A 17208-nucleotide genomic window follows, 5' to 3' on the forward strand; every position below is an offset into this window, starting at 1 on the left:
GGAAGTGGCTGCGGGTCTACGGAGTTGCCGGGCAGGCGGACAAGTCGAGGGGGGACGGGTCGGCCGCACGATGGTCGAAACGCTGTGTCGTCCGAGCGCTGTCGACGAGAGCACCGTGCAGGATCAGGTCGACCAGCGCCTCGGGGTCGTCGGAGAGATGCGAGACACCTTGGGTGCGGGCGATCATGGGATGGGAGACCGTCAGGGTGACGGTCGCCAGCAGTTGGACGGTCTGGTCGGAGGTGAGAAGAAGTTTGTCCTGATCCGAGTCGATCAGGCGGGCGACCGCGGCGGTGACCAGCTGGTTCTGCTCGGTCATGTACTGCCCGAACTGCTTGCGATCCTCTTCGGTCGCGTCAGCGGGCGGACCTAGAGCATGCAGCAGTTCGAAGGTCTCGCGCAACCGTTGCTGCAAGACCATCGTGATCTGCACCAGCTTGTCCTCCAGCTCCAGGTCGGTATCGATGTGCTGCAACTGTTCGACCGTCCGTTCGGCGCTCAGTGAGCGCACCACGGTGTGGTTGATCAGATCCGCCTTGCTGTCGAAGACCCGGAAGATCGTTCCCTCGGCGACCTCGGCAGCCTGAGCGATCTGGCGGGTGCTGACGTTGCGCCCGTACTGACGCAGCAGCGGATCGGCCGCGTCCAGGATCTGGGCACGGCGTTCTTCGGGTGGCAGGGCAGTCGCACGGGGCACGACGAACAGGATAGTGAGTGAGCGCTCACTCATTCAAGGGATTTACTGCCAGGGTTGAGAATGTCTCAGGGTTGCGCCCGGATCAATGACAACTGTCACGGCCCGGACATCGCCGGCCTCCCGGCGAGGGCACGCACCCGACCCCGCGAGAGCAGCTTACGAGGGTTCCATTCACATGTTCGAAAGTGAGGAGAACCGTCATCATGTTCTAGACAGGTCACCGTCTGCGCGAGCATCTGCCGCGGAGTGCGACACGGACAAACCGACCCCGACCGAGTCCGCTGGGCCGAGGGACTACCCGGTCACCCGTGTATCCAGGTTGTGCGAGTTCGGGCCTCCGTAGGTCGTCCGTTCACCGGGGCGGGGGAGCCGGGCGGGTGCTGCGGGCACCTCGCTGCGCCGCCTGCGGGAGCCGCCGCCACTGGCCCGTTGGTGGAACGGTTTGCGGGCGGCCTGTCGAGTGACCATCACTACGGCACGGCGACCAGAATCACGCCCGGCTTGATCGGACCGCGCGGCAGATTTCTGCTCTCAGGAGCAAGCCGGGCGTGAAGTGGTCGTGGCGGGGCCGGCAGGCCGGTTGCGTCGCCGTTCGGTGTGTTCGCGCGGGAATGCCTCAAAAATGTCTCGTGAGGAGGGTGCGAGCTGGCGGTGCCAATAACGCAGCACGAGTGGGCCTGCCTCCCCTCGTGTTGGGCCGGGTTGGCCCTGGTGCTGTTGCGTTCTTCGCACAGAGCCGTATCGGCATCCACTTCACCACGACCCCTGCACCATCTCGACCGCGCGGTAGGGAAGCTTGATGGCCAACTCGCGCGGGCGTCGTCATCTGCGGGTGCTGACCTGCCCACTGCCGGTCAGGGATCGGCTTGCGGGCCGGGAACGTTCCAACGGGAACGTTCCCGGATTGAGCACCCGCGCGGTCAGCTGGGACCGGGACCGGCCCGCGCCATCGCTCCCGGAGCGACCGACCGATACCGGAACCGGCTATGGGCTACCTGCGTCCCCGGGGAACCTGACCGAGGAAGTTGCTGCCGAACGGGCCCTACCACAGCGACCTTCTCGGGCAACTTGCGCGGCTGGGTCTGTTCGGGCTCCAGTTGCCGCCGACACAGCCGAGCTACTCGAGAATCGAACTCTCAGGACCGAGGATCGACAACTCAAAGCTCGAGTAGTCTGACGCGACCCGATCTGAGCGGGTGAATAGAGACGTTCGGGTGGAACGTCCCAGGGGTCGTGTTGCTGCCGATCCAGACTGTCCGAGCCAACGATCCTGCACCGGTCGGGTCCCCTCAAGCTGGGACGTTCCAGCGAGAACGCCCCAGCGGCTACGCGATCGATGGCGCGGGCCGGTCCCTGTCTGAGCTGAACGCGCGGCTGCTCAATGCGGGAGGCTCCAGCTGAACGTTCCGGCGCCGCAAGACGATCGTCATCGGCGACAAGCAGATGTGGGCCGCGGGTACGCCATTGAGCAGCCGCGCTGGGCGTCGAATATGCGTTCTCTCGATCTTGAACGCATCACCGCCGAGGTGTACCCGCAAACCCACGGATGCCCGACTCCTGGAAGACGTCGGCTTCGTCCGCGAGGGCGTCCTGCGGCAGAGCGTGCTCCGTTATGGACGGTGGGTCGACGTCGTGATCTACGGGGTGCTGCGCGGCGATTTGGTGAAATGCGCCCAGGCAGGGTTTGCACGACGGTAGCGGATAGCATCTGCGGGTGTCCGACTCGCTGATCGGGAATGCCGCCGCACGGGGTATCCGTGGCTTCAGCGCGGGCGCCGGGTGCGTCGTTCTCGGCAACACCGAAGTCGGCGGGCGCTGGCCGGAGATCCTCCAGCAGGTCTGTCGGCCCACGGCCGTGACGGCGGCGGACAACCTGGCCGGCTTGGCGGCGGCTGCCGCGGAGCCAGGCGGGCCGCTGGTCGTCGTCGACAGCGGACTGCAGTTGGAACTGCCGGGCACCTTGGATCTGCTCGACGTGCCGACCGACCCGACCGCTGCGCTGCTGGCCGACCCCCGCAACGTCGAAGCCCCGCGGCAACCCGAACACGGCCTCGATCGAGCGACGACGGCCGGCGTCGATGCCGATGGTCTGCTGTCTGGTGGTGCCGCGCCGAACCGGATCGTGGTCGGCATCCTGAGAGTCAACGCCGACGACCGCGCCCGGGCGGCCACACTGTGGCAACAGGCGGCAGGGTCGATCTCGAAAGAACCCGGCGAGGACCCCGGCCGGCTCTTCGATCTCGCGCTGCAGGTCCTCGTCGATGGCGGGCTGCCGGTGATGGGGAAGTCGCTGGGCTATTACACCTGGTCCCGCGGCCCTGTGGGACAGACCGGGTTGGGTGGCTCGCCCTGGAAACAACGGCTCCGGACGTCGTCCCGGCTCGGCGACGGTGCCTACTCGGCAGCCGTGGTCCGGCCGCTGTCCCGGGTCGGCACCCGGCTGGCGCTCTCGGTCGGCCTGACCCCCAATCTGGTCACCGCGATCAGCCTGCTCGTCGGTATCGGCTCCGGATTGTTGGTCCTGACCGGGAATCGGCCGCTGTGGATCGTCGCCGCGGTGTTGCTGCAAGTCGCCCTCGTGATCGACTGCATGGACGGCGAGATCGCCCGCTTCACCCGGCGCTTCTCCGCCTTCGGCGGCTGGCTGGACGGGATCGGCGACCGGATCAAGGAGTACCTGGTCTTCGCCGCCGTCGGCGCGGTCGCCGTACGAGAGGGCCACGAGTCGGGCTGGCTGCTGGCGATGATCGCGATGGTGATCGTCACCGGGCGCCACCTGGAGGACTACTCCTACGGCGATCGGACGGCGGCGGTCCGAGCGGCGGCAACGGCAGCGAACGGCCCGTCGACAGGCTCAGGGAGCTCGGCGGATCCAGGGCCTCCGACAAGCTCAGGGATCTTGCCGCCGGTTCCGTCGACCCGGCAGCGGATCGCCTTCTGGGGCAAGAAGATCGCCCACGTCCCGATCGCCGAACGCTATTTGATCTTGAGTTTGGCGCTGCTCACCGGACGACCGATCTGGGTGTTGGTGGCGGCGATCGCGGTGTCGGCGTTCGCATTGCTGTGGACCTTCGGCGGCAGGCTGCTGCGCGCCTTCCGGGCGGCGCCGCCACCGCCGGTCGACACGCTTGATCAACAACTCGATCTCGGCAGGTTGGCTCGGGCGTCCGGTCGGCTACGAATCCCGTTCCTGCTCGGGTCGGTGTTGCTGATCGGCTGCTGGTTGCTGATCATCCTCGGCATCTGTGCCCGGCTGTGGCCGCTGAGTGTTGCTGCCGGTCTGATCGCCGTCGTCCTCGCCGGGGGAGCGCTCCGTCCCCACTGACCCATCGGCTGGCCTGGCTGACGCTGCCGTTGGTCTGGGCGGCGGAATCGGCGGTGATCGGCTCGCTGCTGTCCTGGTCGGTGCCGGGGGTGCTGCTCTTCGTCACCCTGGCCGTCATCGCCTACCGCCGTTACGAGCTGATCTACTCGATCCGATTGCGCGGCCTGGCGGGGCCCACCGCACTGCTCGGCTTCGACGGCCGGATCGTCGTGCTGGCACTGCTGATCGCGGTTGCGAGTCTGATCGGCCGCCCCGATGCGGTGCTCGGCTGGGGGCTGGTGCTGCTGGCCGGTGAGACCCTGGCCGAGGCCGTGATCGGCACCGTGCGACGCTGGCGGCCTACCCCGACCGCAGGACAGGAGAACCATGGCCATTGATTCCGATCGTGGTGCCGGGCTGGCCGAACGCCGGTTCCAGGCCGTCATCTTCGACATGGACGGCACGTTGATCGACTCCACGCCGGCGGTGCTGCGCGCCTGGACGACGTGGGCCCTACAGCAGGACGTGCCGGCCGAGGCCCTGAACGGCTTCCATGGTGTCCCGTCGGCCGGGGTGGTGGCCGCCGTGCTCCCGGCCGACCGGCAGGCTGCCGGCCTCGAGCTGATCAACCGGCTGGAACTCACCGACACCGAAGGCATCGTGCCGTTGCCCGGTGCCACTGGTGCGCTGGCCGAGTTGCCGCCGGACCGGATCGCGATCGCGACCTCCTGCACGGCCCCGTTGGCCGCTGCTCGGCTGGCGGCTTCCGGGCTGGTCGCGCCGAAGGTCCTGGTGACCGTCGACGACGTCGAACGCGGTAAGCCGGCACCGGACCCGTACCTGAAGGCGGCCGAACTGCTCGGCTTCGACCCGACCAGCTGCCTGGTCGTCGAGGACGCCCCGAAGGGTTTGCAGTCGGCCCACGCCGCCGGTGCCGCGACGCTTGCGGTGGTCACCACGTCACCCAGGGACGAACTGCTGGCCGATCTCGTCGTACCGGACCTGAGCGCCGTCGACTGGTTGATCAACGATGACCTGACGATCAGCGTCGGCCGTCGGTGATCGGCCGCCGGCCTCAGATGATCCTCGGCAGGTAGGCGTTCTTCAGACCGGACCGGTGCGGACCGACCCCGCCGGTCCGATCGCCGCCGTCCGACATCGCGTCGACGACGACCCGCAGCTGTTCACGGGCCGCGGCCGCCGCACGATCCCGCTGCCGGACCGGCGGCAGCTGGTCGCGTAGCCGTCGGTAGATCTCCACACAACGGCCGATCGCCGCGCCGCAGGATGCGCGATCGTGGGTTGCCAGCGTGCCGGTGAGCTCCTCGGCGAGTTCGGGTGCGAAGAATTCGACCCGGCGCACTCCGCGTGGCTCGATGCCACGCCGCGCACACTCCAACGGCACCAGCACCTGGGCCCTGATGAAGGCCAGGAATTCGAGCACCTCGAACAGTTCGCCTCGGTCCAGTTTCGTCGTGGCGTAGTGGATCCACACCCAGAACCGATCCTCGATCCACTGCGGAGACACGGTCAGCGGAGTCGCCGTCGTCCGGGCCAGCCCGGTGGCCAGCCGACCGTCACGGTCCCAGATGATCATCGGATCCTCGATCCGCGGTTCAAGATCATCGAGCCGGACGAACTTCAGGTCGACATGGACCAGTGGGGCATAGAGGGCGATGATCAGCCGTGGTTCGCCGACATGTTCGCCGGTGAAGGCGGCGAGCAGATCTCCCCACTGGCCGGCGAGCCGCAGCCGGTCGCGCAGTACATCGTCGTACGCGTCGTCCTCGCTGACCACGACGAGGTCGAGATCGGAGTTGTCGTCGGCGGTGCCGGACAGCACCGACCCGCCGGCGGCCAACCCGACGAAGCGGCGATCTGCGCGGACGGCGGCCTCGATCGGTGCGAGAGCCTGGGCGAGATGGTCGGGCCATGGCATGGTGACTCCTGTCAACGATGGTCGACATCGGGTTGTTCGGTCTTCATGAATCGCGCGCCGACCCGGATCATCGGGGCGACCGGGACCCTTCGCAGCAGCGTGTTGCGAACGATCTGCCGCCAGCCGCCGGGTACGGCATCGCCGATCCGGGCGAGCAGCAGTCCTTGCCGGGCGAGCCGTCGGCACCGTGGCCGTCGAGTGCGGTCGAACGCGGTCATGGCGTCGCCGAGGTCCTGTCCCGCTGCCACCGGCGCAGCGATCAGCCGTCCGACCTGGACGCCGTCCTCGAGGGCGGTGGCCGCACCGTAGCCACTGTTCGGCACCATCGCGTGCGCGGCGTCACCGATCAGGACGACGCGGCCCGAGATGTAGCAGGGCAGCCCGCCGGGCAGGTGGTAGATGTCGTTGCGGATCAGCTGGTCGGAGCTGGTTGCCGTCGTCAGCGCACGGATCCGCGGCGACCAGGTCGCGAAGTGGCGACGGGCGGCTTCGGCCTCGTCGTCGACGGTCGTCCCCTCGGGCTGCACGACGTCGCCGTACCAATAGGTCTCGTTGTCGCTGATCCGCAGCGCTCCGAACGACGTCCTCGGCCCCCACACCTCGATGTAGCGGTCGTCGGTATCGGCGTCCTCGATCACGGCCCGCCAGCTGCTGGCGCCGGCATACTGCGGCCGACCGGTCGGGAAGAGCTGGCTGCGGATCGTGCTCCAGATGCCGTCGGCGGCCACCACCAGATCGCACGTCGCGGCCTCGGTACGGGATCGGCGGCGCCACGTCACCACCGCTGGTTCGCTGCCGGGTCGGCCCGGCGCGACCGAGATCACGTCGGCCCCGGTGAGGCGATCGATCCGCGGGTCATCGGTGCCGTCGAGCAGGACACGGTGCAGCCGCCGGCGATGCATTCCCCAGAAGGACGTCAACGACGCCAACTCGGCGCGGTCGGGAAACCGCGCCAGCCACCGTCCACCGGGATCCTGGTAGCCGGCGTGCCGGACGCGATGGCCGGCCGCTCGTGCTTGCTCGCCGAGCCCGAGCGCTGCCAGCGCGTTCATCCCGCTGTTGGTCACGCCGAGCCCCGCGCCGACCTCGGAGAACGCCGCGGCCCGCTCCAGCACCCGCACGGTCCAGCCGGCTCGGGCCAGGGACGCTGCGGCGGCCAGTCCGGCGATCCCGCCGCCGACGACCGTTGCAGTCGGTCGGGGGGTCGAGGGGTGCCCACCCGGGGGACGAAGGGCGGTGTGGACCATGGGAACCAACTCCAGTTGACGTGTCAACTCAAGAATGATCCCGCTTGAGTTGACACGTCAACCCGGTTTAGCGTGGCGGGATGCCGGACTCTCCGTGGCTCACCCCCGCCGAAGAGCGCGCGTGGCGCGGCTACATGCTGATGCACCCGCTGGTCGATCTGCGGATCTCCCGGGACCTGAGCCGCGACTCCGGTCTGTCGATGGCCGACTACATGGTGCTGGTCAGCGTCTCCGAGGACGCCGACCGGCAGCTGCGACTGGTCGAACTGGCCGAGGTGATGCTCTGGTCGAAGAGCCGACTCGGTCATCATCTGGACCGGATGGTCGCCCGCGGGCTGGTGCTACGCCGACAGCTCCCGACCAACAGCCGGGCCACCGTGATCGAGCTCACCGAAGCCGGTTGGGCTGCGATCCGGCAGGCCGCTCCGCTGCATGTTCGGTCGGTGCGCCGCCATCTGCTCGATCTGCTCAGCGCCGATCAGGTGGCTGCGCTCGCCGACATCACCGAGACCGTGCTGGGGCAGGTCGACGGGGTGCGACCGGACGCCGACCGGTCGGACTGAACCTGTGCCGGGTCCCGGACGGGTCAGCCGGTCTTGCGGCGGAACACCCTCTTCTCGCTGACCGGGCCGTGTCCGTGTTCGGTCGGATGCGGGTCGGAATCCACATGGTCCTCGCCCTGGCGGCCCTGTTTGGCCTCCAGGGCCTCCCGGAACCGACGCTTGGTGGCTTCCTGAGCTGATTCGTTCCGGCCATCGTTCTCTGGCCCGTTGCCGGCGGCGTTGTCGGTGTCGGAAGTCATGGGGCCATTGTTGACCACCGGCGGGGCAGCACGCCAGCGATATGCCCGGGTCGGGATGCCGACGCGGATATCGGAGTGCGTGCCCGTCGGTGCGATCGCATAGGCTTGCCCGCTGTGAGCGAGGAGGAGTTCGGTAGCGAAGCGGATCAGGCCGAGGTGTCGGAGCAGACCAGGATCCGGCAGGAAAAGCGCGCCCGTTTGCTGGCGAGCGGCACCCAGCCCTATCCGGTGTCGGTGCCCCGGACCCACTCGCTGCAGCAGGTCCGGCAGCAGTGGGGCCATCTGACGACCGGCGAGGAGACCCAGGACCGGGTCGGCGTCACCGGCCGGGTGGTCTTCATCCGTAACACCGGCAAGCTGTGCTTCGCCACCCTGCAAGAGGGTCTGACCCAGGACACGTCGGTGACCCGGCTGCAGGTGATGCTGTCGCTGGCCGAGGTCGGCGAGGACGCACTCGCCGCCTGGAAGGCCGATGTCGACCTCGGCGACTACGTCTTCGTCGAGGGTCGGGTGATCTCGTCCCGTCGGGGTGAGCTCTCGGTGATGGCCGCCGACTGGCGACTGGCCTCCAAGGCGCTGCGGCCGATGCCGAACCTGCACAAGGAGCTGTCCGACGAGACCCGGGTCCGGCAGCGTTACGCCGACCTGACCGTGCGGGAGGCGGCCCGGGACATGGTCCGCAACCGAGCCGCGGTGACCCGGAGCGTCCGAGAGAGCCTGCACGGCAGCGGTTTCGTCGAGATCGAGACGCCGGCGCTGCAACTGGTGCACGGCGGCGCGCACGCCCGGCCGTTCGGGACCCACATGAACGCCTTCGACATCGACATGACGCTGCGGATCGCGCTCGAACTGTTCCTCAAGCGGGCCGTCGTCGGCGGCGTCGAGCAGGTCTACGAGATGGGCAAGATCTACCGCAACGAGGGCAGCGATCACACCCACGCGCCCGAGTTCACGATGCTGGAGTTCTACCAGGCCTGGGGCGACCAGACCTCGGTGGCGGAGCTGACCCGCAAGATCATCATCGATGCGGCTGATGCGGTCGGCAAGCGACAGATCGAGACCGCCGACGGTGTGATCGACCTGGACGGCGAGTGGACCTGGCTGTCGGTCTATCCCGGACTGTCGGCCAAGCTGGGCGAGGAGATCACGCCCCGGACCGACCTGCAGACCTTGATCAAGTACGCCGAGGCCAACCAGGTCGAGGTCGACCCGGCCTGGGGCGAGCAGAAGTTGGTGATGGAGCTCTTCGGCGACCTGGTCGAGCCCGATCTGCAGCAGCCCACCTTCGTCTGCGACTATCCGCCGATCGCGCAGCCGCTGGCTCGCCCGCATCGCAGTGATCCGGATCTGATCGAGGCCTGGGATCTGATCATCGGCGGTGTCGAACGCGGCACCGGATTCAGCGAACTGATCGACCCCGTGATCCAACGGGAACGGCTCGTCCAGCAGTCACTGGAGGCGGCCAACGGCGATCCGGAAGCGATGCAACTGGACGAGGATTTCCTGTCTGCCTTGGAGTTCGGCGCCCCGCCGATGGGCGGCGTCGGTCTGGGCATCGATCGGCTGCTGGCCCTGTTCTACGGCGTCGGGCTGCGGGAAACTATCTTGTTCCCACTGCTGAAGCCGGAAGGCTGACGGGGTAGCTGACCGATGGACGGCGAGCACACAGCGGGAGCGGGCGGACCGGTGCCGGACGGTTCGGACCCGGTTGAGCTGGCGCACTGGCTCTTCGACCGGGCCCGGGCCGGCGAGGCCGAACGGCTGGCCGCCTACATCGAAGCCGGGATGCCGGTCAACCTGACCGATGCCCACGGCAACACGCTGCTGATGTTGGCGGCGTACCACGGTCACGCCGCGGCCGTGTCCACCCTGATCGAGCGGGGCGCGACCGTCGATGCGCTCAACGATCGTGGCCAGACGCCGTTGGCCGGCGCGGTGTTCAAGGGCTATGGCGATGTCGTCGAGGTCCTGATCGCCGCCGGTGCCGACCCTCGCGCGGGGACCCCGTCGGCCTGGGACACCGCCACCTTCTTCGATCGGCCCGATCTGTTGCAGACGCTGCGGACGGCCAAGCCGCACTGATCATCGCGTCGGTGCCACCGACTGCTCAGAAGTACTATCCCAACAGGAAAAGGAACGTGACCCGCAACGGTGCGAAACGGTGAGCTGAGTTCAGCACATCAAGATCAATTGGAGCATGATCGTTTCCGGGTGGTGCCGGCGGCGTACGTGATCCTGAGGCGCGACGATCAGGTGCTGCTGCAACTGCGCAGTAACACCGGCTACCGCGATGATCATTGGGCGATGGGCGCTGCCGGCCACGTCGAGCAAGGCGAGTCGGTCTTCCGGGCGGCCTGCCGAGAGGCATTCGAGGAACTCGGCGTCGAGGTGGAGGAATCCAATCTGCAGCCGGTCACCGCGATGCACCGGACCAACCGGGATGCCGACCGGCGCAACAACGGTATCGACGAGCGCGTCGACTTCTTCTTCAGCACCGAACGCTGGAAGGGCAAGCCGCGGACCATGGAGCCGGAGAAGTCCGCCGGACTGGACTGGTTCGCCCTGGACGAGTTGCCCGAACCGGTGGTGCCGCACGAACTGGCGGTGCTGATGGCGCTACGGGCCGAGTTCCACGGCAGCGGCGACGTGCCGCGGATCATGAGCCACGGTTGGTGATCGGCTCCGTTCACACGGATTTTCCTCACCGGTCGCCATCCGGTCTTGTCAATTGTTGACCTGCACGCCACAGTGAGCAGGTGACTCAGCCATCGTCTCGACGGCCGGCGGCTCGCCGGCTCACCATCGCCCTGCTTGCGCTGACCGTTCTCGGGACCGGTTGGCTGCAGGCGCCGGCAGCCCGGGCCGACCCGGCGACTGCCGACGCCCGGGAGCTGCCCGGTCTGGACCGCGCCGACTCGGTCTATCGCCAGCAGCGGCAGACCTCGATCGCGCCCGGACTCGACCTGACCTCGTTCCAACGGCTGCAGCCGGGTGGCTGGGTGACCGGCCACGTGATGACGGCGGACCTGTCGACGCCCTCGCTGTCCCTCGACGTGGCCGACGGCGGCACCGTCTCGGGGTCCAATGCGACGGTCGGCGACTTCGCCACAGCCGACAGCAGGGTGGTGGCCGCGGTGAACGGTGACTACTACGACATGAACGCCTCCGACGCGCCGATCGGCACCGACATCTCCAGCGCCGGGCTGCGGACCGCCGGTTCGACAGCGCGCGAATCGCTCACCCTCGCGGGAGGCAAGGCGGCGATCCGCCAGTTGATGTCGGGTGCCTCGTTCCGGGTCGGCGACAGCAGCACCGACGTCGGATCGGTCAACTCGCCGACCTTCGCGGCGGACTCGGTCGGCCTGTTCACCTCGGTCTGGGGCAGCTACCCGATCTCTCGGCTGTTCCCCGCCGACGAGCCGGTCCGGGTGGTACGGATCAAGGACGGCGCCGTCACCGCCGTCTCCGACGACCGCAGCACCATCGGTACCGCCGAACCGGTCCCGCAGGGCACCTCGGTGCTGGTCGGCCGCGGCGCCGGAGCAGCGAGGCTCGCCGACCTGACCGTCGGACGACGGGTCGACCTGACGGTCAAGGCCAGTGCCGATGTCGATCTGGCGGTCGGCGGCAGCCAACGGCTACTGACCGACGGCAAGCCGACCGACGAGGACCAGGTGACCGCCGGTCGCACCGCGGTCGGCGTCAGCAAGGACGGCAGCCGGCTCTGGGTGGTCAGCATCGACGGCCGGCAGGGCGATAGCCACGGGATGACGATCCAGGAACTTGCCGCGCTGATGGCCGATCTCGGCGCCTGGAACGCGCTCAACCTGGACGGCGGCGGGTCCACCACCCTCGTCGCCCGGCCCGCGGGCGGTACCGAACCGACCCTGATCGACCGGCCGTCCGACGGCGGTCAACGCAAGGTCTCCAACGCCCTGGTGTTCCGCTCCACGGCATCCTCCGGAGCCTGTGGCGGTGTGACCGCGCGGCCGGCCCTGCAACCGGCCGCCGGGCTGCCCGCCGACGGCGCGGACCAGCTGCTGATCGGCCTGTCCCGCACCGTCACCGGTTCCCGGGTGGACGGCGATCTGGCCGCCCGCGCCGGGGGCGGCCGGTTCGGCGTCACCGGCCCCGAACTGCGCACCGTCGACCTTGATCATCATCGGACCACCGACGATCTGGTGGTCCGTGGCCGGTCCACCGGCACTACCGCTGTCAGCTACACCGCCGACGGCGACCGGGTCCGGGTCCCGCTCACCGTGCACGGCCGCCCCGAACGGCTGGAGTCATCCAGTCAGGTGCTCTCGATCCCGTCCGCTGATGCCACCGGCTCGCTCACGCTGACCGCGGTCGACGGCGACGGCTACCGGGTGCCGGTGGAGAACTCCGATGTCACCGTCGACGCCGGCGACGGGATCACGGTCGACCAGGACGGCCTGTCCGGGTTCCTGGTGACACCGACGGGCAGCGACCTGGTGTCCACCACGATCACCTTCGCCGCGGCCGGACGCAAGATCACCGTCCCGGTCACTGTCGGTTACCACGAGTCGCAGCTGGCCGACTTCGCCAACGCCGGCTCCTGGACCTTCGCCGCCGACCGGGCCACCGGGTCGGTCGCTGCGACCGACGGTCCGGATGGCAAGCCGGGGCTCGGGCTGGACTTCGACTTCAGCACCACCACCGCCACCCGCGGCGGCTACGCGGTGCCGGCGGAGCCGATCGCGGTGCCCGGACAGCCGCAGGCGTTGGCCTTGTGGATCAAGAGCACCGGCAAGGGCGAGTGGCCGCGGCTGATGATCAACAAGGGCGACGGAACCGTCACCAACCTGGATCCCGAGCAGGGCGCCAGCAACCCGATCATGACCTGGAACGGCTGGCAGCAGGTTCGGTTCCCGGTGCCGGCCGGCACCCCGTACCCGATCTCGTTGACCAAGATCAGATTCATGGAGACTCGGTCCGATGCCTCCTACACCGACAAGGTCGCAATTGCCGATCTGACCGCGCAGGTGCCGCTGGACGCCGAGCAGCCGGAGCAGACCTGGCCGCAGGATGGCAGCGTGATCACCAACGGCACCACCGAACACAGTCGGCAACGGATCGCGGTGATGAGCGACACCCAGTTCGTCGCCCGCGATCCCGATTCGCCGATCGTCGCGGCCGGTCGCCGGACCCTGCGCGAGATCGTCGCCGCGAAGCCGGATCTGCTGGTGATCGACGGTGACTTCGTCGACGAAGGGTCGCCCGCCGATCTTCAACTGGCCAAGAAGATCCTCACCGAGGAGGTCGGCGACACCATCCCGTACGTCTATGTCCCGGGCAACCACGAGATCATGGGCGGCAGCATCGACAACTTCACCGACGTCTTCGGCCCGGCGGCCACGCATCGCGATCTCGCCGGCACCAAGATCATCACGCTGGACTCCTCCTCGGGCAACCTGCATCCCGGCGGGTCCACCGAACAGTTGCAGATGCTGCGTGACCAACTGGAGCAGGCCGCCGACGATCCGTCGATCACCGGGGTGCTGGTCTTCAACCACCACCCGGTCGACGATCCGCTGCCGGACAAGGCCTCTCGGCTCGGCGACCGCTACGAAGCAGCGGCGTTGGCGCGGCAGTTGGCGGCCTTCACCGCCGAGAGCGGCAAGGCGATCGCCCAGGTCAACGGCCACGTCGGCATCTTCTCCACCGACGCCGCCGGCGGCGTCACCCGGACCACCAACGGCAACTCCGGCAAGAGCCCGAGCGGCTCGGCGGCGCAGGGCGGCTTCACCGGCTGGACGATGCTCGGGCTCGACCCGGCCGAGGGCCGGATCGGTCGGGCGCCGCGGCCGGGTGCCCGATTGGACTGGCTACGGATCGAGACCAAGGCTCGGGTCGACGAGCTGACCCTGACGGCACCGGCAACCCTGCGGCGCGGACAGACCGGGACGGTGACCGCCGAGATCACCCAGGACACCGACCGTACGGTGCCGGTCGGCTGGCCGGTCAGCGCCCAGTGGTCCGGCCGGCAGGTGCGGATCGGTGATCAGCACGGACCGGCGGTGATCGCCTTCGACCCCGACAGCGGAAAGGTCACCGCCCTGCGGCGCGGCACAGCGACCCTCTCGGTCCTCGTCAACGGCGTCCGCCGCAGCGCCACGATCACCGTCGCCTGAGACGGCATCAGTCCCGGCCGAACAGCGACGCGACGGCGCCGATCACACGCAACACCTGGACGATGATCACGAGGGCTTGCAGGACGGCGATGACGCCCTGCAGGGTGCTGCCGAGGCTGCGCAGGTTGTGCGCAGTATCGGCGGCGCCTCCCAGGTGCTCGAACTCGCGGGCCCAGGTCCCTTCCTGTCCGAACAAGATCGCGTACGGCAGCAGTCGTTCGGTGAGGACGTAGCGGTCCAACGCGGACTGGGCGACGGGATCACCGGCGGTCGGCCGGGACTGGAGGCCGAGCGCTACGCCACCGGGGGTGAGTCCGCCGGCGCTCGTCCGCAGCGCACCCTGCGGAGACTGCAGCATCCGGAGCCGATCCTGCTCGGCCATCCCGATGTAGGCCCGCAGCCCCGAGAGCTGTCGCCGCAATTCCACACCCTGGTCGGTGAAGCGCAGCAGCGGCGGAGGTGCGAGCATCAGCACCCCGAACAGGACGGCGATGTCGACCAGCACCACAACGGCTCCGATCCATTCGTCGTTCATGATCGCGCCCAAGATCAACACCAGGCCGGTGACGAGGGCGGCCAGGAACAGCAGCGACAACAGCACCAGGTGCACCGAGTTGGCCCGCGGACGGGTCCATCCGTCGGCCGCGAGCCGGCTCCGCGCCCGGTCGAGGAATTTCGGCAGGTTGCGGCTGCGGTGCCAACGGAAAGCTCCGCGACCGCGGAAGAAGATCACCCCAGGGGCCTCCTCGGCGGACCCGACGACGATGCCCACGGCACGCAACGCCCGCAGATATCGGCGTTCTCGTCGTCCCCGCAGCTGTTCCGGCTGGAGAGCTCTGATCAGATCGTGTTCCTCGGCCGTGAGCTGGGCCCCGGGCGCCACCTGGAACGCGACGGGTCGGCGACCTCCCCGGACCGTGAGCAGCCGAGCCTTGCCGCGGACGGTCAGGTCGATGATCGCGGCGGTCAGCACGCGACGGTCGGCACGCACGGCCAGACCGTGCTCGACGATGCTGCCGCCGCGCGGTGGTAGGTACTCCACGACGATCGACGGTGCGAGCCGGTGAGCGGCCAGTCGCGCGATGCCGACGATCAACATTCCGATGAGGGCCAATCCGGCCCCGATGAGCAGGAACCCAGCAATCGCGGAAGGGTCGGACACGTCCTCAGATTACCGGGCGAGGAGGTCGTGATCATCGAACGTTGTTGATCATGGTGTCCAGGACGCGTTCGTAGGTCTCGCGGTCGGCGGCCGGGATGCCTCGGCGGAGCCGGCGGTCGAAGTCGCTGGCGACGTCGCGCAGCCGCAGGAACAACTGTTCACCGGCCTCGGTCAGCTCGACGATGTGCACCCTGCGATTGTCCGGGTCGCGGCGCCGGGAGATCAGCTGCTGGTCCTCCATCGCCGACAGGTGATGGGTCAGCGTTGCCCCGCGGATGCCGATCGAGGCGGCGAGCTCGTTCTGGTTCCAGCCGCCGCGGGACTTGCAGGCGATCAGGATCGACCACACCGGAGCGGAGCCGCCGGCCGCGGCCATGGCTTCGTTGAAGGCGCGTTCGAGAACCCGCGCCGATCGGGTCGTCCGAAGGCCGATCGGGATCTGTCGGGGTGGTCCGGGCACCTCTCAACGCTACGTTGCTCGACGTACGCCGGGGTTCGGGGTACGGCCAGGGCCGAAACCGTTTGATGTCTAACGGTCGGCGATCCTAGCGTGGATCACGTGCACCGCGAGCGGCAATCGGGCCGCCGCCAACCCTGGAGATGATCATGGAACAACAGACAACAGCCGACGAGGCTGCGCTGCGCGACCTCGGTCGACGGTGGGCCGAAGCCGAGGTCGCCAAGGATCTCGACACCCTCGACGCGATGGCGCATCCGGAGCTGAAGCTCGTCGGCCCGCTCGGCTTCATCCTGGACCGCAACGCCTGGGTGCATCGCTACGCGACCGGTGATCTGGAGACCACCGAACTGACCTGGGACCAGGTCGAGATCAGGACCTTCGGTGACGTGGCGATCGCGATCGGACGGCAGCACCAGCAGGCCGCCTACCGTGGCACACCGAACAACGGCGATTTCCGGATCAGCCACGTGTTCGTCCGCGATCCGCAGGCTCGCTTCGGTTGGCTGATCGCACACGTCCAGCTGAGTCAGATGGTCGCTCCGCCGGGAGGCGCACCGGCTGGGCCGCCGACCGGCGACCGGTCATGAGTGCACCCTCGGCCGACGGTCGACGGCCGGACCTGACGGGTCGGGTGGCACTGATCGCCGGCGCCAGCCGCGGCATCGGGGCCGATGCCGCGCGCGCGTTCGCCGGCGCGGGGGCCGAGGTGGTCCTCGGTGCCCGCGACACCGCGCGGCTGGACGTGCTGGTCGGCGAGATCACCGAGGCCGGCGGCCGAGCGGTCGCGCAGCGGACCGACGTGGCCGATCCCGATTCCTCCCGGGAGTTGGTCGAGACCGCGACCCGGACGTACGGCCGACTCGACTTCGCGTTCAACAACGCCACCGCCGGCGTCAACCGCCCCGGCCCGCTGGCCGACCTGGACATCGACATCTTCGACGCCGAGATCGCCACCAACCTTCGGGGCACGTTCCTGGGAATGAAGTATCAGATCCCGGCGCTGCTGGCCTCTGGCGGCGGCTCGATCGTCAACATGGCCTCCGGAGCCGGGCTGACCGCGATCGCCAACCTGGCCGCCTACGTCGCGGCCAAGGCGGGCATCATCCGACTCAGCCAGGTCGCGGCCCTGGACTACGCCGACCAGGGCATCCGGGTCAACGTCGTCGCGCCCGGGCCGATCAAGACCCATCACATCGAGGCGGCCGGTGAACGGGCCCAGCAGCTCGCGGCAGCATCGGTGCCGATGCGCAGGATGGGACTGCCGGCCGACGTCAGCGACGTCGTTCTCTGGTTGTGTTCCTCCGCGTCGGCGTACGTGACCGGCACCGTGATCCCGATCGACGGCGGCCAGAGCGCGGGCAGCAAGCCGCACACGATGTACGACCAGGGCAAGCCGATGGACTGAATCGGTGCCGGCCCGCGACGGAGCCGGCCCCGTCGGA

16 protein-coding genes are annotated in these 17208 nt (G+C 68.7%); 10 read left to right on the top strand and 6 right to left on the bottom strand.

The window, feature by feature from the left end:
* Positions 1-16: 16 nt before the first annotated feature.
* A complete protein-coding gene (locus BLU38_RS15125) occupies positions 17-697 on the bottom strand; it encodes a TetR/AcrR family transcriptional regulator (RefSeq protein WP_157683481.1) in 681 nt (226 codons plus the stop codon).
* Positions 698-2411: 1714 nt separating this feature from the next.
* Between BLU38_RS15125 and BLU38_RS32055 the strand changes: the two genes are divergently transcribed.
* The 3 genes from BLU38_RS32055 to BLU38_RS15140 are packed head-to-tail and all read left to right on the top strand — an operon-like array spanning position 2412 to position 5063.
* Complete coding sequence (locus BLU38_RS32055; protein WP_091526076.1) at positions 2412-4022, top strand: CDP-alcohol phosphatidyltransferase family protein; 1611 nt, start codon at positions 2412-2414, stop codon at positions 4020-4022.
* Complete coding sequence (locus tag BLU38_RS32060; protein WP_269458182.1) at positions 3953-4399, top strand: DUF5941 domain-containing protein; 447 nt, start codon at positions 3953-3955, stop codon at positions 4397-4399. The genes BLU38_RS32055 and BLU38_RS32060 overlap by 70 nt, the downstream gene beginning before the upstream one ends.
* Positions 4389-5063 carry an HAD-IA family hydrolase gene (locus tag BLU38_RS15140; RefSeq protein ID WP_091526079.1) on the top strand — a complete coding sequence of 225 codons (675 nt, stop codon included), beginning with the start codon at positions 4389-4391 and terminating at the stop codon, positions 5061-5063. The genes BLU38_RS32060 and BLU38_RS15140 overlap by 11 nt, the downstream gene beginning before the upstream one ends.
* A 13-nt stretch (positions 5064-5076) precedes the next feature.
* On the opposite strand, the gene BLU38_RS15145 is transcribed toward BLU38_RS15140, so the two are convergent.
* Together BLU38_RS15145 and BLU38_RS15150 are read right to left on the bottom strand one after the other, a co-directional pair.
* Entirely contained in the window at positions 5077-5940 is an 864-nt protein-coding gene (locus tag BLU38_RS15145; protein WP_091526081.1) for a nucleotidyltransferase domain-containing protein, read from the bottom strand.
* 11 nt (positions 5941-5951) lie between these two features.
* A complete protein-coding gene (locus BLU38_RS15150) occupies positions 5952-7187 on the bottom strand; it encodes an FAD-dependent oxidoreductase (RefSeq protein ID WP_091526084.1) in 1236 nt (411 codons plus the stop codon).
* Between the two features lie 80 nt (positions 7188-7267).
* Here BLU38_RS15150 and BLU38_RS15155 point away from each other — a divergent pair, with 80 nt between their 5' ends.
* On the top strand, positions 7268-7750 hold the full coding sequence (locus tag BLU38_RS15155) for a MarR family winged helix-turn-helix transcriptional regulator (protein ID WP_091526087.1): 483 nt from the start codon (positions 7268-7270) through the stop codon (positions 7748-7750).
* A 23-nt stretch (positions 7751-7773) separates the two neighbouring features.
* Here the strand turns inward: BLU38_RS15155 and BLU38_RS15160 are convergent, their stop codons facing one another.
* Positions 7774-7989, bottom strand: a complete 216-nt coding sequence (locus BLU38_RS15160) for a DUF5302 domain-containing protein (protein ID WP_091526090.1) — start codon at positions 7987-7989, stop codon at positions 7774-7776.
* Between the two features lie 114 nt (positions 7990-8103).
* Between BLU38_RS15160 and lysS the strand changes: the two genes are divergently transcribed.
* The 4 genes from lysS to BLU38_RS15180 all read left to right on the top strand — a co-directional run bounded on the left by lysS (position 8104) and on the right by BLU38_RS15180 (position 14144).
* Positions 8104-9624 carry a lysine--tRNA ligase gene (gene lysS / locus BLU38_RS15165; RefSeq protein ID WP_197680131.1) on the top strand — a complete coding sequence of 507 codons (1521 nt, stop codon included), beginning with the start codon at positions 8104-8106 and terminating at the stop codon, positions 9622-9624.
* 15 nt (positions 9625-9639) lie between these two features.
* Positions 9640-10071 carry an ankyrin repeat domain-containing protein gene (locus BLU38_RS15170; RefSeq protein ID WP_091526092.1) on the top strand — a complete coding sequence of 144 codons (432 nt, stop codon included), beginning with the start codon at positions 9640-9642 and terminating at the stop codon, positions 10069-10071.
* A gap of 69 nt (positions 10072-10140) precedes the next feature.
* Positions 10141-10665 (top strand): NUDIX hydrolase, encoded by a 525-nt coding sequence (locus BLU38_RS15175; RefSeq protein WP_231920360.1) that lies wholly within the window; start codon positions 10141-10143, stop codon positions 10663-10665.
* A gap of 80 nt (positions 10666-10745) precedes the next feature.
* The gene (locus BLU38_RS15180) at positions 10746-14144 is read left to right on the top strand and encodes a phosphodiester glycosidase family protein (protein WP_091526094.1); all 3399 of its coding nucleotides are present in this window, start codon (positions 10746-10748) and stop codon (positions 14142-14144) included.
* 7 nt (positions 14145-14151) lie between these two features.
* On the opposite strand, the gene BLU38_RS15185 is transcribed toward BLU38_RS15180, so the two are convergent.
* On the bottom strand, positions 14152-15306 hold the full coding sequence (locus BLU38_RS15185; protein WP_091526096.1) for a DUF2207 family protein: 1155 nt from the start codon (positions 15304-15306) through the stop codon (positions 14152-14154).
* Positions 15307-15337: 31 nt separating this feature from the next.
* Positions 15338-15766 carry a MarR family winged helix-turn-helix transcriptional regulator gene (locus BLU38_RS15190; protein WP_091526098.1) on the bottom strand — a complete coding sequence of 143 codons (429 nt, stop codon included), beginning with the start codon at positions 15764-15766 and terminating at the stop codon, positions 15338-15340.
* A gap of 146 nt (positions 15767-15912) precedes the next feature.
* On the opposite strand from BLU38_RS15190, the gene BLU38_RS15195 reads away from it, so the two are divergent.
* Together BLU38_RS15195 and BLU38_RS15200 are read left to right on the top strand one after the other, a co-directional pair.
* Positions 15913-16353 (top strand): nuclear transport factor 2 family protein, encoded by a 441-nt coding sequence (locus BLU38_RS15195; RefSeq protein WP_197680132.1) that lies wholly within the window; start codon positions 15913-15915, stop codon positions 16351-16353.
* Positions 16350-17171 (top strand): SDR family NAD(P)-dependent oxidoreductase, encoded by an 822-nt coding sequence (locus tag BLU38_RS15200; RefSeq protein ID WP_091526102.1) that lies wholly within the window; start codon positions 16350-16352, stop codon positions 17169-17171. Before BLU38_RS15195 ends, BLU38_RS15200 begins: the two co-directional genes overlap by 4 nt.
* Positions 17172-17208: the final 37 nt, after the last annotated feature.

It is taken from the genome of Microlunatus soli (assembly GCF_900105385.1).
Classification (GTDB): Bacteria; Actinomycetota; Actinomycetes; order Propionibacteriales; family Propionibacteriaceae; genus Microlunatus; species Microlunatus soli.